Below are 23,625 nucleotides of genomic sequence, written 5' to 3'. Positions count from 1 at the left end.
TTGACCCCTATTTTTTTAGGGGATTAATATTATTTTAGCTTCAAATTTTGAAAATGGCTACAATACGATTTAACGCATTACAAGAAGCTCTAAACAGAGAAGTGATTCAAATCGAAGAGAATAAAAAGCGTTCTGAACTATTTGCTGAGCATGTTTTTAATGATAAGGCAATGTTACAGTATATGACACAGGAGGCATACAAAAGTGTCAAGGATGCAATAGAGTTCGGACATAAGATAGATAGGAGTATAGCAGATCAGATAGCGGTAAGTATGAAAAACTGGGCACTATCAAAAGGTGCTACTCATTATACACACTGGTTTCAACCACTTACTGGGGCAACGGCAGAGAAACACGATGCTTTTTTTGAAACTACTTCAGATGGAGAAGCAATGGAGTTGTTTGATGGAGGAAAATTAGTACAACAAGAGCCAGATGCGTCTTCTTTTCCAAACGGAGGAATAAGAAATACTTTTGAAGCCAGAGGATATACCGCTTGGGATCCTACATCTTCGGCTTTTATATATGGAACAACATTATGTATTCCAACAATTTTTGTAGCCTATACGGGTGAAGCACTAGATAATAAAGCACCGTTATTAAGAGCTTTGCAAGCAATTGATGAATCTGCCACAGCAGTTTGTAAGTATTTTGATAAGAATGTATCAAAGGTTACTGCCACTTTGGGTTGGGAACAAGAGTACTTTTTAATAGATAAAGCTTTAGCGGCATCGAGACCTGATATCATGATGACAGGTAGAACACTATTAGGTCATTCTTCCGCCAAGGGTCAGCAGTTAGAAGATCATTATTTTGGTTCAATTCCTACGCGAATTATGAATTTTATGATGGATCTTGAACAGGAATGTATGTTATTAGGAATTCCTGTTAAAACTAGACATAATGAAGTAGCTCCAAATCAATTTGAGGTTGCTCCAATTTTTGAAGAGGCCAATTTAGCTGTAGATCATAATTCTTTATTAATGGATGTGATGGAAAAGGTTTCTCAACGTCATAACTTTAAAGTATTGTTTCATGAAAAACCATTCAAAGGAATTAATGGTTCAGGTAAGCATAATAATTGGAGTTTAAGCACAAATACTGGCGTTAATTTGTTGAGTCCAGGTAAAACTCCGATGAAGAATTTACAATTTCTGACCTTTTTTGTAAATACTATTAAAGCAGTGCATGATTATGAGGAGTTAATTAGGGCATCTATTGCAAGTGCAAGTAATGATCATCGACTAGGAGCGAATGAAGCTCCGCCAGCAATTATTTCTGTATTCATTGGTTCGCAATTGTCTGAAGTATTGGATGAGTTAGAAAATGTAACCAAAGGAAAGTTGTCGCCACAGGAAAAAACAGATTTAAAATTAAATATCGTTGGTAAGATTCCAGAAATACTACTCGACAATACAGACAGAAATAGAACTTCACCTTTTGCTTTTACTGGAAATAAGTTCGAATTAAGAGCTGTAGGTTCTTGGTCTAATTGCGCTGGACCAATGACTGTTTTAAATACAATCATAGCAAAACAATTAAAAGACTTTAAAAAGGAGGTTGATGTTTTAATTGATACGAAAGGATTGAAAAAAGACGAAGCTGTTTTTAATGTTTTAAGAGAATACATAAAAGCGTCTAAAAAGATTCGTTTTGAGGGAGATGGTTACGGAGAAGCTTGGGAGAAAGAAGCTAAAAAACGTGGTTTAAGTAATAATAAAACCACACCAGAAGCTTTAAAAGCTAAAATTTCTTCAAAAAGCATAGAGCTTTTTGAAGAAATGGGAGTGATGAATAAGGTTGAAGTGGAAGCGCGTCATGAAATTGAACTGGAAGAGTATGCAAAACGTATTCAAATTGAAAGTCGTGTTTTAGGTGATATTTCTAGAAATCATGTTATTCCAATAGTTATTCAATATCAGAATACATTAATAGAAAATGTTAAAGGGTTAAAAGAGATTTTTGGAAAAGGTTTCGAACAGTATGCTTCGGAGCAAATAGATTTAATCAAACGGATATCTAATCATATTGCTGAAATTAATTCCAAAATTGAACAAATGACTGAGGAGCGTAAAAAGGCGAACAAATTTAAAGGTCAGAAAAATGCTGATGTCTATTGTAACAAAGTAAAGCCATATTTAGAAGATATTCGTTATCATGTAGATAAACTAGAATTATTAGTAGATGATAATTTATGGCCATTAACAAAATACAGAGAGTTATTATTCACCAAATAAAAAGAGATAGAACTGTTTAATCTCTACAGTTTTGAAGTAAATTGTAAATAACCCAAAAACCAAGACCAATTACTATTGCAGTAGCAGCTATAGTTAGAGCGATACATACAATATTACCTGCGCAGGCAAATACAGAAGCGATTCCAAAGGCTGCAGCTGCGGCAAAGCCAATTAACATAATGACAATTTTAAAAATACAAGACCAATTCATTTTAATATGTTTTTAATGTATTCAAAAGTATGAATCGAAAAAATTTATATATCTAGGGGATTTACTGAAAATCAACAAGGTAAATTCTGGGTTAAAACAGGGTGCTAAACGATAAAAAGAACATTTGGCCAAATTTAAAGCTGTAATAACTTTGATTGTTTTCGGTATTTAAATTAATTTCGCAACCAACAACAACACAACAAAATGAGTCAAGAAGTTTCTAAAAGATATGCGCAAAGAGGAGTTTCTGCTTCTAAGGAAGATGTGCATAATGCAATTAAAAATATAGACAAAGGTTTATTTCCAAAGGCCTTTTGTAAAATTGTTCCTGATTACTTAACAAATGACGAAGAGCATTGTTTAATAATGCATGCTGATGGTGCTGGAACAAAATCGTCTTTAGCTTACATGTATTGGAAAGAAACAGGAGATGTTTCTGTATGGAAAGGAATAGCGCAAGATGCATTAATCATGAATATTGATGATTTATTATGCGTTGGAGCTACAGATAATATTATGCTTTCTTCAACCATTGGTAGAAATAAAAACCTAATTCCTGGTGAGGTTATTTCAGCAATCATCATCGGAACGGAAGAATTAATCGCAGAATTAAAAGAATTTGGTGTTACTATTCATTCTACTGGTGGAGAAACAGCTGATGTTGGTGATTTAGTGAAAACTATTATTGTTGATTCTACAGTAACAACAAGAATGAAGCGAACTGATGTAATTGATAATGCAAACATCAAACCAGGAGATGTAATTGTTGGATTAGCATCTTTTGGTCAAGCTACTTACGAGAAAGAGTATAATGGAGGTATGGGAAGTAATGGTTTAACTTCTGCTCGTCATGATGTATTCAACAAATATTTGGCTGATAAATATCCTGAAAGTTTTGACGCTGCTGTACCTTCTGATTTAGTATATTCTGGAAATGTGAAGTTAACAGATGAGGTTGAGAATTCTCCTATTGATGCTGGAAAGTTAGTATTATCACCAACAAGAACTTATGCGCCAATTATAAAAGCTATTTTATCTAAGTATAATGCTGATGATATTCATGGAATGGTTCATTGTTCTGGTGGTGCACAAACTAAAATATTACATTTCGTAGATAATGTTCATGTTATTAAAGATAACATGTTTAAAATTCCACCGTTATTCAAATTAATACAAGAGCAATCAAAAACAGATTGGAAAGAAATGTATCAAGTGTTTAACTGTGGACATAGAATGGAATTATATGTTTCTCCAGAAGTTGCAGAAGAAATCATTACGATTTCAAAATCGTTTAATGTTGATGCTCAAATTGTCGGTAGAGTAGAAGAGAGCGCAGATAAAAAACTTACCATAAAGAGTGAGTACGGAGTTTTTGAATATTAAAAACACAGACATATAAAATAAAAGCCTCAGAAAACTGAGGCTTTTTTAGTGTTGTTCTTTTTAATTTAGTTCAATTTCAGCTAACATTTCCCACGTTTTATGTCCAAATTCTTTTGGTGAAAATTTAAAATGAATCATACCTTGTTTTTTAGTTGGATGATAGTATGAGTCGATTAAAACATTTAATATCAATTTTTTGTTAGTACCAAAACGATCATAAGTTGTAACCCTTCCAATAAATGTTGAGTTGTTATCTAAAGACTTAATTTTAATAATGTTAGCTACTGCTTTATATATCTGTAGCTCTTTATTTTGATTGATGTTATTTAAACCATCAAAATATAGTTCTAAGTTTTTCGCTAACTCCGAAGCATCAATTTTTCTTTCCATATTGATTTTCCAAACATAGGTGTAAGACCAAAAATTAGGGTGCTCTGGATTTATCCATCCTTTTGGAAATCTTACTTCAGCAACGCCTTTATAGTTAATGTTAGGAGCAAAGCTAATAGGGAATTCAAAAGTCTCATTGGCCCAAGACTTATCTAAATTGATAATTGTTCTATTCTCTTGTTTTACTTGTATCGCATTTAAACTATTCCATACTTTATGGTTAAACTCTTTTGGAGACAAACGAAATACAATTACTGATTCATTATTCTTCTGAGAAAAGAATTGTTTTCCTTTTATGTTCACAGTAATTAATTCTCCAGTATGAAATCCATCAAAAAAGGTCATTTTTCCAACAAATCCATTTTCAGATTTTATAAAATCAACAACTGGTTTAGGAAATTTTTTTGCCCAGTGATTAGGTATCATGAGCCCGTCAAAATAAGCTTTGAAATTAGCTTCAATTTTCTTTAGTTCTAAAGCATTTGAAGTGTCTATTTTCCAACCAATAACTAACGACCAAAATTCTTCACTTTTAGAATCTGACCATTTTGGAGTAAAAAGAAGTTCTTCAAAACCATTAATTTTAAGTCCAGGAGCCCATTTAACAGGGAACTTAATCACTTCTCTTTTCCATTTTTTAGAGTTTTCAAAGATTGACAATTCTTTATCATCTTGAGCAAAACCAGTTGAGCTTAAAAAGAGAATAAATAATATTGTAAAAGTTTGCTTCATTATTATAATTTAACCGTTACTTCAAAACCTAATGCATCGGAAATAGCATAATCTTTAACTTTACTTGTGTAATAAACATTCCATTTTCTTCTATCTATTTTAAACCGAGTAAACATTGTTTTGTCTTGATAGTTAAATTCTGCGTTAAAGTTAATTGGTTTGGTAATTCCTTTAAGGGTTAAATTAGCTTCAATTCTTGCATGTGTTTCATCTGAATAGGTAACTTTTGTGATTAACAGTTTTGTTAGAGGATGCTTTTTCACATCGAAAAAATCATGATCTTTTAAATGATCAATTAGATTTTTCTTTCCTTCTTCTTGTTTAATATCTGTATTCGTCATAGAATTCATATCAATGGTAAATTCACCGCCAGTAATTTTATCATCCGTTTTTATAAAGTAACCTTCGTTAAATTGTATAAACCCGTCATGACCTCCAAAATGAAAGGTTAATTCACCTATCCATTTGATTGTGCTTTTTTCAATATTTATAGGAAGTTTTTCTTGTGAGTTACAAATAGAAAATGAAAGTACAGTTACAATAAGAGTAATAATTTTTCTCATGAATATAATTTTTAAAATTCTGAGTAAAACTATTCTCACATTACGTAAAAAATGTCAAATCAATGTAAAAGAAGTGTCAAAATTGAAGAATTAAAAGTTCGAATCAGGTATGAACTCATCAATAAATTCTTTATAAAAGTTAAGAATTGGTTCAATTACCTGCGACCAGTTATCAAATTTTAGACTATACAAAAATTTAAGTTGATAGTTGTTGTTTTGATGTTCTCCAATAATTGATGGCTCAAAAGCGGTTGTTTTTGCTATTTCTTTTAACTGCGTAAAGGAGTTGCTATTTCGAAAAAAGCGATTAATATTTGGAGAGGAGTTCTTGAATTTGAATCTACTGCCTTTAAAAAATAGGCTTATAAATACATCTCTGGTATGCATTGAGAAATTTAAATCGTCTTTTTGTTTGTCAAAATTACATGTTACGCTTCCCACTGGTGCACCCGTCGTGTTTTTAATATCAATAGCTCTTCCTTTATAATGAACACGTAGAAATAAAGTGTAAAAGAAATCCTTTCCTCCATTGTAAGTTGTAAGAGTCTCATCATTGATATATAATTCACCATTATATAGCTCCGATAATCTTTTAAACTCCTCAATAACCATAGTTTTTTTGCGTTATTATTGAATGCGTTTAAACTCAAAATCTATAGCAAAATCGTCATTAGCAACCTTAGCTTTTAGTATTTCATTTTCAATCCAATAAGAAATCTCTTTTGGAAATTCATTTTCGTTATTCCTACAAACTATTGAGTTTTCAGTAAGCTCAGTAATAAGGAATAAAGTTGGTTCTTGATTTACACCTGTTACTTCAAAATATTGTTTTCCTTCTGACGAAATAATGTTTAAAACTTCTTTGAAAACTGTATCCTTTTCTTTTAATGTATAACCAAGTCCTGTTAAATCTTTATTCCAAATCTCATATGTTACTTTCGAAGAGTCCTCATTAATTCGTTGCCATTTACCAATTAAGAAATCAGGATTCTTTGGTTTGTCTTGGCAAGAGAAAAGGAAAGAACTAATTAAAAGTAAAAAAAGATAACGCATACAATATAATTTAAGTGGTTGTGCTGATTTTCAGTTCAACAAATTTAAAGAAAAGTCGTAAATTCGCACTCCAACGAAGAAAACAATGCTAGATAAATTACAGATCGTAAAACAACGTTTTGATGAAGTTTCAGATTTAATCATTCAACCTGATGTTATTTCTGACCAAAAACGTTATGTTCAACTAAATAAGGAATACAAGGATTTAGGAAAGGTTGTGAAAAAAGCGGATGAATATAAAATGCTTTTAAACAACATGGAAGAGGCTAAAGAGATTATTTCAGACGGAAGTGACGCTGAAATGGTTGAAATGGCTAAAATGGAAATGGAAGAGGCTAAAAATCGTATTCCTGCTTTAGAAGAGGAAATCAAGTTTTTGTTGATTCCAAAAGATCCTGAAGATAGTAAGAATGCTGTAGTAGAACTTCGTGCGGGTACAGGAGGTGATGAAGCTAGTATTTTTGCTGGTGATTTGTTCAGAATGTATTCTAAGTATTGTGAAGGAAAAGGTTGGAATGTTTCTATTGTAGATTATAGCGAAGGAACCAACGGTGGTTTTAAGGAAATACAGTTTGAAGTATCAGGTGAGGATGTTTATGGTACATTAAAGTTTGAAGCTGGAGTGCATCGTGTACAACGTGTTCCACAAACAGAAACTCAAGGTCGTGTTCATACATCTGCGGCAACTTGCATGGTTTTCCCAGAAGCAGAGGAGTTTGATGTTGAAATTAACCCAAAAGATGTTCGTATTGATTATTTCTGTTCTTCAGGGCCAGGAGGTCAGTCTGTAAATACAACTTATTCAGCGGTTCGTTTAACGCATATTCCGACAGGTTTAGTAGCCCAATGTCAAGATCAAAAATCTCAGCATAAAAACAAGGAGAAAGCATTTAAAGTATTACGTTCTAGATTATATGATTTAGAGTTAGCAAAGAAGCAAGCAGAAGATGCTGCAAAAAGAGGTTCAATGGTAACTTCTGGGGATCGTTCGGCTAAAATTAGAACTTATAATTATCCTCAAGGTCGTGTAACCGATCACAGAATTGGACTTACATTGTATGATTTGCAGAATATTGTAAACGGAGATATTCAGAAAATTATAGATGAGTTAATGCTGGCAGAAAATACTTCGAAACTTAAAGAATTAGGAGAAACAATATAAAAATAAACGCAACCATTGGTTGCGTTTTTAGTTCCTATATTTGTTGTCTTATGAAATATAGCAGAGACGCGATTGTTAACATTGCATTTTATAACGTAGAGAATCTATTTGATACAATAGATGATCCGAATACGAATGATGATAAGTTTACCCCTAGAGGAGAGCGAAATTGGACGTATAAACGTTATTATAGGAAAATCAAGAAGATTAGTTATGTGATTTCTCAGATAGGAAAGAAAAATTCTACTGAAACTCCGGTTTTAGTAGGTTTAGCTGAAGTTGAAAATACGAGAGTATTGGAAGATTTAGTGAATCAGAAAAGTTTACAAAATTGCGGTTATAGGTATGTCCATTTTGATTCTAATGATGAGCGCGGAATAGATACAGCTTTGTTATATAGAGATAAATTTTTTGATCCTGTTTCGACAGATAGAATGCAGTTTAGCTTTTTAGATGAAAATGGTAGTTTTGACCATACAAGGGATGTATTATTAGTGTCTGGTTTTTTGAATGGTGAGTTAGTTCATGTGATAGTAAATCATTGGCCATCTAGAAGAGAAGGAGAAGAGCTGTCTAAACCAAAACGAATTAAGGCAGCAGATGTTGTAAAAGAAGCTATTGATCAAATAGCAAGTAAAGATCCAAATGCGAAAATTATTATTATGGGTGATTTTAACGATAACCCGACCTCAGAAAGTGTGAGAGAGCATTTGGTAACTGATGACTTTTTTAATCCTATGCTGCCATTATATGAGGGAGGAAATGGTACATTAACGTTTCAAAAACAATGGTATTTATTTGATCAGATAATTTTATCTAAAAACTTTAAGGAAGAAGATACAAGTCATAGGTTTATATCTGCAACTATTTTCAATAAAAAATGGTTAACCACACATAAAGGAAAGCACAAAGGAAGTCCATTTAGAACATTCATTGGTCCTTGGTATAAAGGAGGTTTTTCGGACCACTTTCCTGTCTTTGTGAGTTTATCTAAGAACTAAAAAAACCAGCTTTATGAAGCTGGTTTTTTCTTATATACTAAATGTAATTATTCTACAGTTACAGATTTCGCCAAGTTTCTAGGCTGATCTACATTTTTTCCTAACATGACCGCAATATGATACGAAAGTAATTGTAAAGGAATTGTTGTTAATAATGGAGTTAAAGCTTCCTCTGTTTCAGGAATTTCGATTACATGATCTGCAATTTCCTTAACAGTTTCGTCCCCTTCAGTAACAATAGCGATGATTTTACCGCTTCTAGACTTTATCTCTTGAATGTTACTAACAACTTTTTCATAATGGCCTTTTCTTGTGGCGATTACAAAAACAGGCATGTTCTCATCAATTAAAGCGATTGGCCCATGCTTCATTTCTGCAGCTGGATATCCTTCTGCATGAATGTATGATATTTCTTTAAGTTTTAAAGCTCCCTCTAAAGCAACAGGGAAATTAAATCCTCTACCTAAATACAAACAATTGGTAGCATTTTTATAATGATCTGCAATATCCTTTACAATTGGGTCAATTTTTAATAATTGTTCCACCTGACTTGGTATTTGCTGCATCGTTTGCAAATAAGTATTTACAGCTGTTTTAGACAAAGTTCCTTTGGCTTGGGCTAACTTTAAAGAGATTAAAGTTAACACGGTAATTTGAGTCGTAAATGCCTTTGTAGAGGCAACCCCAATTTCTGGCCCAGCATGTGTATAGGCACCTGCATGTGTCTCTCGTGCAATCGAAGAACCAACGACATTACATATTCCAAAAACAAATGCTCCTTTTGATTTGGCTAATTTGATAGCCGCTAAGGTGTCTGCAGTTTCTCCAGATTGAGAAATAGCAATAACAACGTCTTTAGGTGTAATAATTGGATTTCTATATCTAAATTCAGAGGCATATTCCACTTCTACTGGAATTCTTGCCATGTCTTCAATTAAATATTCTCCAACTAAACCTGCATGCCATGAAGTTCCACAAGCAATTACAATAATTCTATCGGCATTTAAAAACTTGCTAATATTGTCGTCAATTCCGGCCATTTTAATAATACCGTCATCTGGTAACATTCTACCTCGATAAGTATCTATTATTGCTTTTGGTTGCTCGTATATCTCTTTTAGCATAAAATGGTCGTAACCACCTTTTTCTATTTGATCTAAGCTTAATTTTAACTCTTGAATATCTGGATCTACAGGTTTGTCGTTATCGATTTTTCTAACCTTAATTCCTCTTCCTTTCTTTATAATAGCAAGCTCTCCATCTTCTAAATACAGAGCATCTTTTGTGTATTCAATAAAAGGAGAGGCATCAGATGCAACAAAGAATTCTTCGTTGTTTTTACCAACTCCAATTGCTATTGGGCTACCTAATCTGGCAACAACTAATTCGTTTGGCTTCGTTTTATCAAAAACCGCGATAGCGTATGCTCCAATTACGTTGGTCAAAGCTAGTTGAACAGCTTTTCCTAGTTTACAGTTTTCTCTTTTTTTAACCTCTTCGATTAAGTTTACTAAGACCTCAGTATCTGTATCACTTTGAAATTTGTAACCACGAGTAATTAATTCTTTTTTAATAGTGTCGTAGTTTTCAATAATTCCGTTATGTACAATTACCAAATCTCCTGATTCTGAAAAATGAGGGTGAGAATTTACATCATTAGGAACTCCGTGTGTTGCCCATCTTGTATGACCTATACCAATTTTTCCGATTTTTCTACTTTCCTCATTGTTGGTGATGACTTCTAAATCAGAAACCTTTCCTTTCGTTTTTGAAAGAATCATTTTATCACCATCATACATCATTATTCCTGCACTGTCGTAACCTCTATATTCAAGTCTTTTAAGACCATTGATTACAATTGGATAGGCATCTCTATCACCAATATAACCTGTAATTCCACACATAATAATTTTTTAAGGTTTTCGATTAGTTAGTTGTCTTTTTCTTCTGAATATGAGATAATCAATTTTGCTCTCTTTTCGCCATGAGAAGACGAGTGATCTAGTAAAGTAACCCCTCTTGGATTCCAGTTATAGGTCCTAACCTCTTCTTGAATAAAGTTATTAATTACTGAAACATCTGTACCAGAGTTATATACTTTCAATACCAAAGGAACATTTTCTTCAATTTGTCCTGAAACTAATTCAGATATATGATCCGTAATTCTAAATATATACTCTTTCGGCTTTCCTTCCTCATCATCACCCAAAAATCCACCAAAGAATTGTGGTAACTCATAACTATCCTTTAGGTGTTCTCCATCACCGATTCCATTGTTTTGAAATAATAAAAGCCTTAAAGGTACTTTAGTGGTATCTCTAGAAGAATCGATGTTAAAAACTAAAGAAGCATCATTTATTAAAATGTTCTGTGATCTTAAATCTTGAAGTTCAGTGCCATTTAATATATTAACTGTTGCCATTGTACCGGCAGTTCCTTGAATAGCGAAACTATTTGAAGGAACAGCGTTTTGTGGAGCAGTCATTTTATATTTACTATTCGTGACACCGGCAAAACTGAAGGTATAATTACCGACAATAGTATCTTTAACAACTCCTTCATCTAAAGTTGTGATGGTGTAATAAAATTTCACTCTAGGAGCATTTGTTCCTAATGATAAAGGAACCATTGAACCATCAGTTCCCTCTGTTTTTAAAATTAAACCTCTAAAATAATTATTGAAATCATTTTGTGTGGTAAACTCAGAGTCGCCAAACTTATCCCAGAATAATTCTTTCATTCTAGTTTTATTTAACGGAACCGTTAAAAAAGGAATGCTATTTGCTAATTTTGTAGTGTCCTTGAAGGTTTCGCCAGTACTTAGCTCTCTATCAAAGACATATAATGTATCTGTCGGGTCAGGAGTATATGTAAATCCGGGATCTTCGTTTAATAATTCAGATTCAAGATACTCATGGTTAGACAAGTAATTATTTTGTTGAGAAGGATTGTTAGGATCTAAATTGTTTAAAAAAGTTCCATTTCTGTAAACACTTAACGCAACAGGTATTGTTGAATTACCTAATAACGAATCCAACCTAAATTTTGGTTTTCCATCGGCTTCATCATCTAATTTTGTAGAAGTGTAAGGTATTTCCAGTACGGCTTGGTTAAAAACGTAAATAGAATCTAAATCCTCATCATCACCACTTTCAGCTTTTGTAGTATTTTGTACCGTTTGAGGATTAATCACAAGACCAAGTTGACTAATAATTGAAGCTTCTATTCTTTCGTAATCAGGATTGTTGTATACCCCAAGTAAGTATTCTCCTAAGCTACCAATTCCAAGATTATCTGCTCTAACTGCTTCAACAATGCTATCTTTAATGATAACATCAAGAGTTATTTGTTTTGTGTCAAATGCATTATTACTAATTACATTTCCTCCTATTTCACGAAAATCTTTTTCGCATGAAATAACAAATAAAAGTGAGACGAAAGCTACACTTAGGTAAACAATTTTTTTAGTCATATTTGTTTGAAAAAAATTAAGAATCTTGAAGCTCTAGTACATTTTCTTTATAGAAATCTAGATAAGCTTCTGTTAAATACTCTTCAGATTGGTAGTCTAGTACTGTAACGTTATTTTCGCTAATGAATTGCTCTAATTCTTCAGAATAATTATCGCTTCCTTTTATAATAGCATCAGAGTTTAAAATAGCATTCTTTAATATATTTTCCTGAGTTGGGTTTGCTAAATGAGAAACACTATCGTTGTCAATTTTATCAAACTTAACTTTATTGATAAGTTCTTTATTTAGTTCTCCATCAAACTCATTGTTATATAAAGAAGTTACAATTTTACTGTCAGTAAATAAAGGTTCTTCCTTGTAATATTCTTTTAAATATATTGGTAATAATGAAGCCATCCATCCATGAACATGAATAATATCTGGAGCCCAGTTTAATTTTTTTACTGTCTCAACAACTCCCTTAGCAAAGAAAATCATTCTTTCATCATTATCTTCAAAAAGCTTGTCATCCTCATCCGTATAAATTGCTTTTCTTTTGAAGTATTCATCATTGTCGATGAAATAAACTTGCATTCTTTCTTTAGGAATAGAAGCAACCTTGATAATTAAAGGCATGTCCATGTCGTTAATTATTAGGTTCATACCCGATAATCGAATTACTTCGTGTAGCTGATGTCTTCTTTCATTGATTACACCAAACCTTGGCATAAAAATTCTAGTTTGAACTCCTTTTGAATGTGCAAATTTTGCGACATTGAATGCAGTAGATGATAATTCTGTTTCTGGTAAGTAAGGAATCACTTCCGAAGAAACATACAATATTCTCTTATCCTTCATTAAATCTAACTCTTTTAAAGGCGCAAAACTACGAAATTTTATGCTAAAATCCTGTTAAATTGCTAATTTTGCCGATATCGTAACATACATTTAATGAAAATATTCAAATCAAAATCCGATTTAAAAAACTATTTAGTTGAGGAAAAAAAGAAAGGAAATAGTATCGGATTTGTTCCTACTATGGGAGCTTTGCATGAAGGACATCTTTCCTTAGTAGAAAAAGCTCTTAGTAAAACAGACGTTACCGTAGTTAGCATATTTGTCAATCCAACTCAGTTTGATAATAAAGAAGATTTAGATAAGTATCCACAAACTTTAGAAAATGATATTCGTTTACTTGAAAGCGTAAATTGTGATGTTTTATTTGCTCCTTCTGTTAACGAGATTTATGATAAAAATGTGGTTGCTGAAAAGTTTGAGTTTGATGGTTTAGAACACCAAATGGAAGGAAAGTTTAGAGATGGACATTTTGATGGTGTAGGAACAATTGTAAAAGCATTGTTTGAAATTGTAACACCAGACGTAGCTTATTTTGGAAAGAAAGATTTTCAACAATTACAAATCATTAAGAAGTTAGTTGAGAAATACAATATTCCTGTAAAAATTAAAGGAATGCCTATTTTTAGAGAAAAAGATGGTTTGGCCATGAGCTCAAGAAATGCTCGACTAACCAAAGAGCATAGAGAGGCGGCACCTTTTATTCATAAAGTATTAAAGAAGGCAAGAAAAAAATCTGGCACAAAAAATGTTAAGGAGATAACGGAATGGGTAGAAAATCAATTTGAAGAACACCCGCTATTGGAATTAGAATATTTCACGATTGCGGAAGAAAAAACGTTAGTTTCTGCTGACGAATTCGAGAAAAATAAGCGTTACAGAGCATTTATTGCAGTATTTGCAGGAGAAATTCGTTTGATTGACAATGTCCGTTTTAAAAACAATTAACAAATTATAAAAGGTAGATTCTTTAAAAACAGTATTTTTGCAGCATGTTAGTACAAGTAGTAAAATCAAAAATTCACCGAGTAAAAGTTACAGGTGCAGATTTAAATTATATAGGAAGCATCACCATTGATGAAGATTTGATGGATGCAGCCGGAATTGTTGAAGGAGAACGAGTTCAGATTGTAAACAACAATAATGGAGAACGTTTAGAAACTTATGCAATTCCAGGGCCTAGAAAAAGTGGTGAGATAACTTTAAATGGAGCCGCAGCCAGAAGAGTTCAAAAAGGAGATGTATTAATTTTGATTGTTTACGGATTTTTGGATATTGAGGAAGCTAGAAAGTTTAAGCCACAGCTAGTTTTTCCAAATGAGGAAACAAATTTATTAGAATAAAATTACACTAGTTTGTCTATAAAAAAATTATTAAAAACAATATTACCTCTCGCTTTGGGAGGTTTTTTAGTTTGGTATTCTTTATCAAAAGTTTCTTTAGATACATTACTTCAGTATTTTAAAAATGCCAATTATTGGTGGATTGCCTTAGGATTATTTTTTGGTGTGTTGAGTCACTTGTCTCGAGCCTACAGATGGAAGTTTTTATTAGAACCTTTAGGATATAAACCAGATTTCGGAAATAGCACAATGGCTGTTTTAGTGGCATATTTAGTTAACCTAACGATTCCTAGAGCGGGTGAGGTTTTTAGAGCTACCGTTATGACTACCTATGAAGATATTCCTTTTGAAAAAGGTTTCGGAACAATTGTAGCAGAAAGAATAGCTGATTTAATCATGATGTTATTAATTGTTTGTATTACGTTGTTCGTGCAATTTGACTTTATTTTTGAATTACTAACTAGGAATTTTTCCCCGAGTAAAATTTTAATTCTTCTTGGTGGATTGGTAATAGGACTTTTTGTTTTTGTAAGATTTGTAAAAAAAGCTAAAGACGGAATAGGATTAAAAATAAAAAATTTCGTCTCTGGGCTAATAGAAGGGGCCATGAGTATCTTCAAAATGAAGAATAAATGGGCTTTCATTTTTCATACGATTTTTATCTGGGTAATGTACGTTGCCATGTTTTGGGCGACCGTTCCTGCAATCGAGAATTTTAACGTGCCATTTGGAGCAGTTTTAGTTGGTTTTATTGCAGGTGGATTTAGCATCGCTGCAACTAATGGAGGAATTGGATTGTACCCAGTAGCAGTAGCAGGAGCTTTTGCATTATTCAATATTCCTGAAGAACCAGCAAATGCTTTTGGATGGATTATGTGGACTGCTCAAACTGCCATGATTATTATATTTGGAGGTTTATCATTTTTATTATTACCAGTTTACAATAGAAATAAATCTTAGTTTACAGTAACTGTGTATTCAACAATATTTTATACTCAAATAAATAATTATATTTGGGCTAAAAATATGTTATGTTAATATTCTTCGGAACTAGATCGCCTTTAATAGGATCTTCAGTAATTAGGAAAAATGTTTCTTGTAATTACTGTAATGTCGAAAACAATTTAAGTATAAGTGTTTATGGTTCTTATTTTCACGTGTTTTGGATACCGATTATGTCTTTCGGACGAACCGTTGAGGTGACCTGTTTACATTGTAAAAAAACTTATCAAGAAAAAGAAATACCGAATGATTTAAAGCCAGTTGTTGATACTATTCTACAAGGTAAAACAATGAAGTCGCCTAAATGGCATTCTTTAGGTTGCTTTTCAATAGAGGCTCTTTTTATTATAGTGTTGTTAATGACATTTTATGCTTTGACAGTAAATGCGTTTAAAAACTCTAAAAATGATACGAACTTGGATGCAAAGGATAACGAAAACATCGAAGTCTACAAGAGTGAGGAAGATATTTACCGAGAAAAAGTAAAAGCAATGCCAGAGTGGAAAAAGGACTTAAGAAATATTATGTTTTCTTCACTTACAGACCCAAGTATCGTAAAAAAACCTATTTCTTATAACTTAAAGAATTGTTTAGAACCTAAATTACCCTTTATAGAGGAGTATAGCATCAGTTACATTACACAGATAAAAGAGGATAAAATATTAATACTTATTGAAGCTCCAGACTATAATAGTTATACTGAAGATCAAAAGAAGAAATTTTACAACAAAATAGATTTTTGCATCAATAGTGTCTTAAAGGACGAGTTTTACAAGAGGTATGTTGGGATTTACAAGAGTAGTAGGTTTATTATGCAACAAACACCAAGTAAAACTGTTAAAGACAGTGTTGCTTTAAAATCAGATTTACTAAAAGAATTTTTTGAGTAATAATTATACATCAATAAAAAAATGAAAAGATTATTAGAAGTTGTATTAATACTTAGTGTGCTATTTGCATATTCACAGGATGATAAAACGTATCCTGAATTTTTAAATTATAGTTTAGAAAAACTGTCAATTTATAAAAATTGGAATGTTCTAACGAAAGTAGAAGGATTTTTAAATAAAAATGAAATAAAGGACGCCGTTTTAGTTTTAGAATCGAAAGATAATATAGGAGAACAACGAGCAGGAGATAAGGTAAGAAAGAATACAGCGAGAATATTGGTAGTCTTAGTTGATGGTAGAGTTGTTGTTCAAAATAATACGTTTATTGCTCGTGGAGATGAAAGAGGAATGATGTCTAATTTAAAACCTGAAATTCATTTCGATAATTATCAATTTACAATTTATTATCAGTACACAAGAGGAAACCAGAGTTATAGGTTTGAGATGATTGAGAATAACGTATGCTTAGTAGGAGCTGAAACTAATAGTGTTCATGCTGCATCAGGTGATTTGGAGGAGTTAGTATATGATTTTAAAAAGAAGAAATTGACGATTAAGTCTGGTAATATTTCAGAAGATTCAAAAGAAGATAAAGAAGAGGTTTTGAATATTAAACTTAATAATGGTTTGAAGAAACTTTCAGAGTTAACAGAAATGTATGAGTGGGAAGTTTTAAAAGATCGATACCTATAAATTTCTTTTCTTTGTATTGATTTTTTAATTACTTCTAAATGCCTAAAATTAAAACAACGTATTTCTGTCAAAATTGTGGAGCGCAACATTCTAAATGGGTCGGACAATGCTCAAATTGTAAAGAATGGAATACAGTTGTTGAAGAAGTAGTTCAAAAAGAAGAAAAGCGAAACTGGAAATCTCCATCAAATTCCCAAAAAATAGTAAGTAAGCCTTTAAAAATTCAAGAAATTGAATTGAATACGGAGGAAAGGATCTATACTAAGAACAATGAACTTGATACTGTTTTAGGAGGTGGATTGGTAAAAGGATCTGTTGTTCTGTTGGGAGGTGAACCGGGAATAGGAAAGTCAACGTTATTGCTTCAAATTGCACTTCAAATTACTGAAAAAGTATTGTATGTTTCAGGAGAGGAAAGTCAATCTCAAATTAAGATGCGAGCGGAGCGCTTGGCGAATCAAAACTCGAATTGCTTAGTGCTTACCGAAACAAATACGCAACAGATTTTTAGAAATGTTGAAGAAGTCGAACCCGATGTGTTGGTAATTGATTCTATTCAAACATTATACACAAATAACATTGAAGCTTCTCCAGGAAGTATCTCTCAAATTAAAGAAACGTCTGCTGAGTTAATAAAGTTTGCTAAAGAAACCAATACTCCAGTTTTATTAATTGGCCATATTAATAAAGAAGGAAATATTGCTGGACCAAAAATTTTAGAACACATGGTTGATGTAGTTCTTCAGTTTGAAGGAGATAGAAACCATACGTATAGAATTTTAAGGTCTCAAAAGAATAGATTCGGATCAACCGCAGAGTTAGGAATTTACGAAATGTTGTCGGATGGTTTAAGAGAAGTTACGAATCCGTCAGAGATTTTAATTTCAAAAAAAGACAACGATTTAAGTGGAACAGCCATTGCTTCAACTTTAGAAGGGGTTCGTCCATTAATGATAGAAATACAAGCGCTAGTGAGTACTGCAGTATATGGTACTCCACAACGTTCTACAACGGGTTACAATCTAAAACGTTTACATATGATTTTAGCGGTTTTAGAAAAACGAGCTGGTTTTAAACTGGGAGCTAAAGATGTGTTTTTAAATGTAACTGGTGGAATTTATATTGATGATCCGGCAATTGATTTAGCTGTTGTAGCAGCAATTTTATCTTCAAACCAAGACATAGCTATAAATCCTGATGTTTGTTTTGCCGCTGAGGTAGGTTTAGCTGGTGAAATACGTCCAGTACCAAAAATAGACCAGAGAATTGTAGAAGCCGAGAAGTTAGGATATAAAACCTTTGTAACCTCTAAATACAATAAAATTACTTCAAAGAATTACGCTATCAAATTAATTTTGGTTGGTAAAATAGAAGAAGCCTTTGCTACATTATTTGCATAAAAAAACTATTTTACTTCGATGCAGCTATTGCATACTAAAGTAAAATAGTTATTCATTTTTAAATAAATGCTTTGTTGATTTTAGTAAGGAATACCACACGGTATTTCATTCATGCAAATGTAACCACGTGGTAATGGTTCATAGCAATGAATTTCGCTGCACATGATATAAATCCAGCCTCCGTTAACGTTTTTTTGTTCGTTTTTACTTAATGGTGTTCCTAAGTTTGAAATGTTTTTTAACATAATTTTCATTTTAATGAGGTTAATTTCTAGTAAGTTATGAAAAAAAGTCAAATAATTATATCAGGAGAATATGTAAAATGCTGTAGAACCGTTTTTATTTAGATGAAATCTAGGTTTGAAAACTTTTTGTTTAGAATCTTTTTATTGTCAACTAAAAGCCATTTGTCTAATAACGTAGCATAAACCTCTCTAAAATCAATTGAAAATTTTAAATCGCCATTCATATCTAAATCAGTTAGATTTGGTAAGTTGTTATAAATTCCATTTTGCTTTAAATTCTTTCCAATAACAAACACGTTATTTGCAGTTCCATGGTCCGTTCCGTTAGATCCATTTTGCTTTACTCTTCTTCCAAATTCCGAAAAAGTTAAAATCAATGTGTCTTTAAACATATCATTCTTTTCTAAATCTTTTACAAAAGTTTCTATGCTTTCCGCGTAAACTTTTAATAGTCGTGACTGTCGATTGTTCTGGTTGGCATGTGTATCAAAACCAGTTAAACCAGCATAGTAAACTTGCGTGTCTAATCCAGAAGAAATAAACTCAGAGATTGTTTTTAGTTGCTTGGCAAAAGCATTTTTAGGATAAGTTACGCTTGATGATTTCATCTTTGTTTTTTCATAAATATAGGAGGCAGAAGATTTCGCATCAATCATGGTATTGTATAAATAACCAAGGTTGTGTTCACTTAAATGAGCATCTTGAGTATAGTTATTAAAAACATTATCAAAAAAAGGTTGATTTAATAGTCGATGGAATAATCTAGGATTTGTAATTGCGAGTCCATTTAAATTGTTCCCTTTTAGCATTAAAGATAAACTTTCATCTACTTCAATAGCTTTGTAGGGTTTGGCGTTTGTTTCATCTAAAAATCGACCTATCCATCCAGATTGTAAGTATTGGTTGCTGTCGCTTGCAGTTTGCCAAATATCAGTAGATCTAAAATGAGATCGATTAGGATTTGGGTATCCTACGTTATTGATAATGCTAACGTAACCTTTATCGTATAATCGTTTAAATGGAAGTAAACTATTATGAAATCCTAACTCGGTATTTAAATACAACAAGTTGTTTTTTTGAATGGCTATTTTTTCTCGATTCTTATAATATAAATCATTTCGAAACGGAATAATGGTATTTAAACCGTCATTACCACCCTTAAGTTGAATTATAACAAGTTTTTTGTTACTCGTTAAGTTTAGCGCATTATTTTCAAAGGCTTTAAGAAATTGAGGTATAAAAAACATACCTCCAGAAGCCAATGATGTTCTTTTTATAAAGTTTCTTCTTTTCATGTTTTTTATAGTTAACAAAGTTGATATTCAGGTAACGACATTAATTGAACGCAGAAGTCCTTTTTTGGTAATTCCATATAATCTTTAATAAGCTCTTTAGTTCCAGAAGAAATTGGAGAAATAATTAAACTATCTAAAAGCTTTTCATTAGAAATATCTTTGTAATTTAGGTAAAATACTTCCCAGTTTGTTTCTGTTTTTATAAAGGTTTTTTTTGTCCTTTCTTTTCTCTTGACAGAATTTACAACTGCTTTAAAGTCATTTTTATCAGAGTATGTTATTTCTGCGTTATTAAGCAAAATAGATGCTAACCTGAGTCTAGTAACCATTGTATTACTATCAATCCATCCTTTTCCAGTTTTCCAACCAGCTACATTTGGTGGAGAAAGTAAAATTTGACCTAAAAGCTTTTGAATAAGAAGTTGATGATTTGATTTTATAAAGGTAAAGGGAACTGTTTTCTTTATAGAAACAAGTAATTCAATAGGTGATTTTATTTTAATCCCAATGTATGTATCATCATAAAACCAATCTGATAAAAGCACATGATTCATGAGGTTTTTAATGTTATAGTCACGAAAAAAAACAGTGGTCATTTCCTCTAGTTTTTCTGGATTGATTTTATCACTTACGAAATATTTATATATTTTTTCGCATATAAAACGGGCACATTGTTTTTGCTTTAGAATAATATCGATGATATCGTCTCCATCAAAATCTCCAGTTTCATTTAAAAACGATTTTTCTCCGAAATCGTGATGCTTCTTCCTGAATTTAAATACACCGCTAAAATCATGATTATATCCAGTAAAAGCTCTTGCACTTTCTTTAATATCTCTTTCAGTATAGTTTCCTTGACCTAGTGTAAAAAGTTCTAAGAGTTCACGTGCAAAATTTTCGTTTGGACTGCTCTTCCTGTTTTGTTTATTGTTTAAATATTTGAGCATTGCCGCTTGTTTCGAAATAGCTTTTACAAAATCACCGAAGTTGCCTAATGCATGTTGTCTAAGTGTATTGTTATATTGTAAAACATGCAATATGTTTTTGTCTTCACAAACAAAGTGATTAGCCCAAAACAAAGTCATTTTTTCTCTGAGCATTGCATCGTTAGATACAAATCGATCGATCCAAAGAGCATTTAGTTCTTTAATTTTTATCCGACTACGTTTTTTGAGTTGCTGTTTATCAGATTTGTTTTTCAAACCTCTTGAATAAGAATTTAAAAAACTAATATCAATTTGTATTGGATTAGTTTTTTCTGATGAATCAAAGATTTCGTTTATTATTTCTACACGATTCTTAGAAGACAATTTGTTTAATTCTTTTGGGAGAATTCCAAAACCAATTCGATTATACAGATGTAATAAGTGTCTTTTATCCATATAATTATGACTTTAATTTTATATTAAAGTTTAATCTAAAACATAAAAAAAACCAAACTGAATAGTTTGGTTTTTAGAATTGTATTAATTTTTTAACAGGTAATTTGTATCGTTATCTGCTTTTATCCATTTTTGTTTTTCGACATCAAAAGACCATGAAAAAGAAGCCATTCTTTGATTGTCATTTGTTTCGAAACCATAATGGGTTTCGTAGTTTGATAAATTGATATATCTATTTTTTGCTATAGGATAAAGCTCTACCTTAGGTAAATTATCTCTTTTATAAAATAGTTTTCCTTTTTCTACCCAGAACTTTCTGGCTCCATAGGTTCCCGCTATATTTTCGAATTGTTCCAAGAGCCCTTCTTTTTCAATATTATTTCTATATAGAATATGAGTCAAGGCGTCCTTTAAAAACCAATGCTCCGGATATTTCAAAATTAAACTTTCAAAAACTTTATCAAGATTTTCATATTGATGAGATTTGAGTAAATTATATGCTTCCGTAATTTCATTAGTTTCAGCATAATAATAAAAGTTAGACAGTCTATTTCGGTTGAATTGATCAACTTTCACTCTATATACTTTACCCAAGCTGTCTTTTTGGAATACATGCTTTGTTCCTGAAACCCAACCTGCATCAAAAGATAATAATACATTAGTATCATAAACAAATGCTTTATTTAATAGTTGATTTTTATAATGTAAAAAATGAGTATTCCCTTTTTCGAAGTAATTTACTTCTTGTTCAGAAGCGGTTGACCTGTAAATTCCATTAAATGACTCGTTGTCAAAATTTAGAGTTTTGTTTTGCTTTTTGTCAATGTAATCGTCAATTGTTTTTTGATAGATAGATTCTTCAGGCCAGGTGAGTTTAATTTTGGAATAGATTTTTTTAGCTTCTCCTATTCTTCCTGCAGCCAAATAAGAATAAGCTTTAATACGTTGTACCTCTTCCGTATTTGGTGATAGTAACTCATAGGCTTTGATTAAATTAATGGCTTCGTCATACTTTTCATTTAGGATTAATGACATGTAATAACTTCTTGCATTATCTTCATTTTTGGACTTATCGAATCTTTTTAAAGCATGCTTGTAATAGCCTTCAATATTCTGAGTTTCGCTAAAAACCATTTCTAGTAACCTATTAAAATCTTCGTTATTCGGTTCTATTTCTAGCTGATATTTTATTAACTCTTCGGCATCAGACCATCTGTTGTAGATGATATGTTTATACATTAAAATTTCGAATTGACTCTGAATTGGTAGATTGTTTTTTAAGTCATAGGCTTTGTCAATCAAATACTTTTCTTCTAGTTCACCATGGCTAAATCTATTTCTACGAACCGCATTATAAAAGTATGCTAATGTAAAAGAACTATCTTTTTTAACTGCTTCATCATAATCTTTGTTTGCCCATGCTTTAAGTGCTTCCATAGATTCAGTAGTCATCTCTTTAATACTCAAATCTATATAACGATCTCGCATTTCTTCAACTATTCCAACGTTGTCTTTAATGTAAATACTTATTTGATCAATTAATTCAAAAAAATCTGAGCCAGTAAAGGTCTTTTTCGAGATTTCTTTTCCGTTTTTACTATTATGAATAACAGGAGTAATAGAATAAGTTCCATTATTTAATTCATAAGAACCATCAACATAATATTTATTAAACACAGAACTTGATTTAATTTTATCAATGGTGTTTTCTGCATAACATGCTTCTGAAGAAATATTTTTATCCTGTTTTAAATCTAATTCTAAGAGTTTATTAATGGTGTTTCCAAGCCATGAATTAACACTGTCTTTTGATTTTTGTTGAAAATTATAAATTGGAGCACCAACTCTAAATTCTTCTTTTGTAATTGTAGCGGTTTGTAATTCACCAAGGTCGTCTGTATAGCTAACATCTTTGGTTGTAGAGCCTAAATCGCTATTACCAAACCCAAAAAACAGCACAAGAGCAACTACAAGACCGTTTAACGGAAAAATTATTTTTTCTCTAAGTTTAAGAATTTTCTTATTAATCCTCTCTTTATTGTAAAGGTAAATAGAAAGAGAAGGGATAACTCCAATAAAAATCCAAAGTAGCATATCCACCCAGTAAGGAGAAATGTTATAGCGTACTAATGCCCAGTCAACAAATTGTAAAAAAGTCCAGGCAGCAACTAAATATGCTGCTAAAAATTTTAGAACTTTTTGCCATTTTTTCTCGCTGTTATTTCCCTCTTGAGTCATGTAAATGAAGCGTTAATAGTATGAATTAAGTTGGTAAGCTAATTTAGATAAAAACTATAAAAAACAAAAACCTCACGAATTCGTGAGGTTTTTGTTTT

General features: G+C 31.7%; 22 protein-coding genes. 10 read left to right on the top strand and 12 right to left on the bottom strand.

The window, feature by feature from the left end; all coding sequences use genetic code 11:
* The first annotated feature begins 53 nt into the window (after positions 1–53).
* Positions 54–2,237 (top strand): glutamine synthetase III, encoded by a 2,184-nt coding sequence (locus ACOSP6_RS11925; RefSeq protein ID WP_422094651.1) that lies wholly within the window; start codon positions 54–56, stop codon positions 2,235–2,237.
* Between the two features lie 16 nt (positions 2,238–2,253).
* Here the strand turns inward: ACOSP6_RS11925 and ACOSP6_RS11920 are convergent, their stop codons facing one another.
* The gene (locus ACOSP6_RS11920; protein ID WP_422095725.1) at positions 2,254–2,448 is read right to left on the bottom strand and encodes a hypothetical protein; all 195 of its coding nucleotides are present in this window, start codon (positions 2,446–2,448) and stop codon (positions 2,254–2,256) included.
* A gap of 204 nt (positions 2,449–2,652) precedes the next feature.
* Here ACOSP6_RS11920 and ACOSP6_RS11915 point away from each other — a divergent pair, with 204 nt between their 5' ends.
* The gene (locus tag ACOSP6_RS11915; RefSeq protein WP_422094649.1) at positions 2,653–3,831 is read left to right on the top strand and encodes an AIR synthase related protein; all 1,179 of its coding nucleotides are present in this window, start codon (positions 2,653–2,655) and stop codon (positions 3,829–3,831) included.
* Positions 3,832–3,891: 60 nt separating this feature from the next.
* Here the strand turns inward: ACOSP6_RS11915 and ACOSP6_RS11910 are convergent, their stop codons facing one another.
* From ACOSP6_RS11910 to ACOSP6_RS11895, 4 genes are all read right to left on the bottom strand, one after another.
* Positions 3,892–4,953 carry a hypothetical protein gene (locus tag ACOSP6_RS11910; RefSeq protein ID WP_422094648.1) on the bottom strand — a complete coding sequence of 354 codons (1,062 nt, stop codon included), beginning with the start codon at positions 4,951–4,953 and terminating at the stop codon, positions 3,892–3,894.
* A 2-nt stretch (positions 4,954–4,955) separates the two neighbouring features.
* Entirely contained in the window at positions 4,956–5,516 is a 561-nt protein-coding gene (locus tag ACOSP6_RS11905; protein WP_422094647.1) for a YceI family protein, read from the bottom strand.
* Positions 5,517–5,606: 90 nt separating this feature from the next.
* Positions 5,607–6,128, bottom strand: coding sequence for a hypothetical protein (locus ACOSP6_RS11900; RefSeq protein WP_422094646.1), 522 nt, complete (start codon positions 6,126–6,128; stop codon positions 5,607–5,609).
* A gap of 15 nt (positions 6,129–6,143) precedes the next feature.
* Positions 6,144–6,569: a hypothetical protein gene (locus tag ACOSP6_RS11895; RefSeq protein ID WP_422094645.1), complete on the bottom strand. Its 426-nt coding sequence runs from the start codon at positions 6,567–6,569 to the stop codon at positions 6,144–6,146.
* A gap of 85 nt (positions 6,570–6,654) precedes the next feature.
* Here ACOSP6_RS11895 and prfA point away from each other — a divergent pair, with 85 nt between their 5' ends.
* Positions 6,655–7,731, top strand: coding sequence for a peptide chain release factor 1 (gene prfA, locus ACOSP6_RS11890; protein ID WP_422094644.1), 1,077 nt, complete (start codon positions 6,655–6,657; stop codon positions 7,729–7,731).
* Between the two features lie 50 nt (positions 7,732–7,781).
* Positions 7,782–8,732 (top strand): endonuclease/exonuclease/phosphatase family protein, encoded by a 951-nt coding sequence (locus ACOSP6_RS11885; protein ID WP_422094643.1) that lies wholly within the window; start codon positions 7,782–7,784, stop codon positions 8,730–8,732.
* Positions 8,733–8,779: 47 nt separating this feature from the next.
* On the opposite strand, the gene glmS is transcribed toward ACOSP6_RS11885, so the two are convergent.
* The 3 genes from glmS to ACOSP6_RS11870 are packed head-to-tail and all read right to left on the bottom strand — an operon-like array spanning position 8,780 to position 13,042.
* Positions 8,780–10,636, bottom strand: coding sequence for a glutamine--fructose-6-phosphate transaminase (isomerizing) (gene glmS / locus ACOSP6_RS11880; RefSeq protein WP_422094642.1), 1,857 nt, complete (start codon positions 10,634–10,636; stop codon positions 8,780–8,782).
* A gap of 26 nt (positions 10,637–10,662) precedes the next feature.
* Positions 10,663–12,204 carry a DUF4270 domain-containing protein gene (locus ACOSP6_RS11875; protein WP_422094641.1) on the bottom strand — a complete coding sequence of 514 codons (1,542 nt, stop codon included), beginning with the start codon at positions 12,202–12,204 and terminating at the stop codon, positions 10,663–10,665.
* 16 nt (positions 12,205–12,220) lie between these two features.
* Complete coding sequence (locus ACOSP6_RS11870; RefSeq protein ID WP_422094640.1) at positions 12,221–13,042, bottom strand: glycogen/starch synthase; 822 nt, start codon at positions 13,040–13,042, stop codon at positions 12,221–12,223.
* 93 nt (positions 13,043–13,135) lie between these two features.
* On the opposite strand from ACOSP6_RS11870, the gene panC reads away from it, so the two are divergent.
* The 6 genes from panC (at position 13,136) to radA (ending at position 18,367) form a co-directional block, all read left to right on the top strand.
* Positions 13,136–13,987 carry a pantoate--beta-alanine ligase gene (panC, locus tag ACOSP6_RS11865; RefSeq protein ID WP_422094639.1) on the top strand — a complete coding sequence of 284 codons (852 nt, stop codon included), beginning with the start codon at positions 13,136–13,138 and terminating at the stop codon, positions 13,985–13,987.
* Between the two features lie 44 nt (positions 13,988–14,031).
* The gene (gene panD / locus ACOSP6_RS11860) at positions 14,032–14,382 is read left to right on the top strand and encodes an aspartate 1-decarboxylase (protein WP_422094638.1); all 351 of its coding nucleotides are present in this window, start codon (positions 14,032–14,034) and stop codon (positions 14,380–14,382) included.
* A 12-nt stretch (positions 14,383–14,394) separates the two neighbouring features.
* On the top strand, positions 14,395–15,342 hold the full coding sequence (locus ACOSP6_RS11855) for a lysylphosphatidylglycerol synthase transmembrane domain-containing protein (protein WP_422094637.1): 948 nt from the start codon (positions 14,395–14,397) through the stop codon (positions 15,340–15,342).
* Positions 15,343–15,413: 71 nt separating this feature from the next.
* On the top strand, positions 15,414–16,274 hold the full coding sequence (locus tag ACOSP6_RS11850; protein ID WP_422094636.1) for a hypothetical protein: 861 nt from the start codon (positions 15,414–15,416) through the stop codon (positions 16,272–16,274).
* Positions 16,275–16,295: 21 nt separating this feature from the next.
* Positions 16,296–16,967, top strand: coding sequence for a hypothetical protein (locus ACOSP6_RS11845; protein WP_422094635.1), 672 nt, complete (start codon positions 16,296–16,298; stop codon positions 16,965–16,967).
* Between the two features lie 38 nt (positions 16,968–17,005).
* Complete coding sequence (gene radA / locus ACOSP6_RS11840) at positions 17,006–18,367, top strand: DNA repair protein RadA (protein ID WP_422094634.1); 1,362 nt, start codon at positions 17,006–17,008, stop codon at positions 18,365–18,367.
* 80 nt (positions 18,368–18,447) lie between these two features.
* Here the strand turns inward: radA and ACOSP6_RS11835 are convergent, their stop codons facing one another.
* From ACOSP6_RS11835 to ACOSP6_RS11820, 4 genes are all read right to left on the bottom strand, one after another.
* Positions 18,448–18,612 (bottom strand): hypothetical protein, encoded by a 165-nt coding sequence (locus tag ACOSP6_RS11835; RefSeq protein ID WP_422094633.1) that lies wholly within the window; start codon positions 18,610–18,612, stop codon positions 18,448–18,450.
* A 98-nt stretch (positions 18,613–18,710) separates the two neighbouring features.
* Complete coding sequence (locus ACOSP6_RS11830) at positions 18,711–19,907, bottom strand: DUF1501 domain-containing protein (protein WP_422094632.1); 1,197 nt, start codon at positions 19,905–19,907, stop codon at positions 18,711–18,713.
* Positions 19,908–19,918: 11 nt separating this feature from the next.
* Positions 19,919–21,289, bottom strand: a complete 1,371-nt coding sequence (locus tag ACOSP6_RS11825; RefSeq protein ID WP_422094631.1) for a DUF1800 domain-containing protein — start codon at positions 21,287–21,289, stop codon at positions 19,919–19,921.
* Positions 21,290–21,373: 84 nt separating this feature from the next.
* Positions 21,374–23,527 carry a tetratricopeptide repeat protein gene (locus tag ACOSP6_RS11820; RefSeq protein ID WP_422094630.1) on the bottom strand — a complete coding sequence of 718 codons (2,154 nt, stop codon included), beginning with the start codon at positions 23,525–23,527 and terminating at the stop codon, positions 21,374–21,376.
* Positions 23,528–23,625 lie beyond the last annotated feature (98 nt).

The organism is Tenacibaculum sp. MEBiC06402, assembly GCF_049239625.1.
GTDB lineage: Bacteria > Bacteroidota > Bacteroidia > Flavobacteriales > Flavobacteriaceae > Polaribacter.
The sequence above is the reverse complement of the archived record's forward strand: the minus strand, read 5'-3'. Positions and strand labels throughout refer to the sequence as shown.

Coding starts and splice junctions, on each gene's coding strand:
- ACOSP6_RS11925 (WP_422094651.1), top strand. CDS start 54: ATGGCTACAATACGATTTAACGCATTACAAGAAGCTCTAAACAGAGAA.
- ACOSP6_RS11920 (WP_422095725.1), bottom strand. CDS start 2,448: ATGAATTGGTCTTGTATTTTTAAAATTGTCATTATGTTAATTGGCTTT.
- ACOSP6_RS11915 (WP_422094649.1), top strand. CDS start 2,653: ATGAGTCAAGAAGTTTCTAAAAGATATGCGCAAAGAGGAGTTTCTGCT.
- ACOSP6_RS11910 (WP_422094648.1), bottom strand. CDS start 4,953: ATGAAGCAAACTTTTACAATATTATTTATTCTCTTTTTAAGCTCAACT.
- ACOSP6_RS11905 (WP_422094647.1), bottom strand. CDS start 5,516: ATGAGAAAAATTATTACTCTTATTGTAACTGTACTTTCATTTTCTATT.
- ACOSP6_RS11900 (WP_422094646.1), bottom strand. CDS start 6,128: ATGGTTATTGAGGAGTTTAAAAGATTATCGGAGCTATATAATGGTGAA.
- ACOSP6_RS11895 (WP_422094645.1), bottom strand. CDS start 6,569: ATGCGTTATCTTTTTTTACTTTTAATTAGTTCTTTCCTTTTCTCTTGC.
- prfA (WP_422094644.1), top strand. CDS start 6,655: ATGCTAGATAAATTACAGATCGTAAAACAACGTTTTGATGAAGTTTCA.
- ACOSP6_RS11885 (WP_422094643.1), top strand. CDS start 7,782: ATGAAATATAGCAGAGACGCGATTGTTAACATTGCATTTTATAACGTA.
- glmS (WP_422094642.1), bottom strand. CDS start 10,636: ATGTGTGGAATTACAGGTTATATTGGTGATAGAGATGCCTATCCAATT.
- ACOSP6_RS11875 (WP_422094641.1), bottom strand. CDS start 12,204: ATGACTAAAAAAATTGTTTACCTAAGTGTAGCTTTCGTCTCACTTTTA.
- ACOSP6_RS11870 (WP_422094640.1), bottom strand. CDS start 13,042: ATGAAGGATAAGAGAATATTGTATGTTTCTTCGGAAGTGATTCCTTAC.
- panC (WP_422094639.1), top strand. CDS start 13,136: ATGAAAATATTCAAATCAAAATCCGATTTAAAAAACTATTTAGTTGAG.
- panD (WP_422094638.1), top strand. CDS start 14,032: ATGTTAGTACAAGTAGTAAAATCAAAAATTCACCGAGTAAAAGTTACA.
- ACOSP6_RS11850 (WP_422094636.1), top strand. CDS start 15,414: ATGTTAATATTCTTCGGAACTAGATCGCCTTTAATAGGATCTTCAGTA.
- ACOSP6_RS11845 (WP_422094635.1), top strand. CDS start 16,296: ATGAAAAGATTATTAGAAGTTGTATTAATACTTAGTGTGCTATTTGCA.
- radA (WP_422094634.1), top strand. CDS start 17,006: ATGCCTAAAATTAAAACAACGTATTTCTGTCAAAATTGTGGAGCGCAA.
- ACOSP6_RS11835 (WP_422094633.1), bottom strand. CDS start 18,612: ATGTTAAAAAACATTTCAAACTTAGGAACACCATTAAGTAAAAACGAA.
- ACOSP6_RS11830 (WP_422094632.1), bottom strand. CDS start 19,907: ATGAAAAGAAGAAACTTTATAAAAAGAACATCATTGGCTTCTGGAGGT.
- ACOSP6_RS11825 (WP_422094631.1), bottom strand. CDS start 21,289: ATGGATAAAAGACACTTATTACATCTGTATAATCGAATTGGTTTTGGA.
- ACOSP6_RS11820 (WP_422094630.1), bottom strand. CDS start 23,527: ATGACTCAAGAGGGAAATAACAGCGAGAAAAAATGGCAAAAAGTTCTA.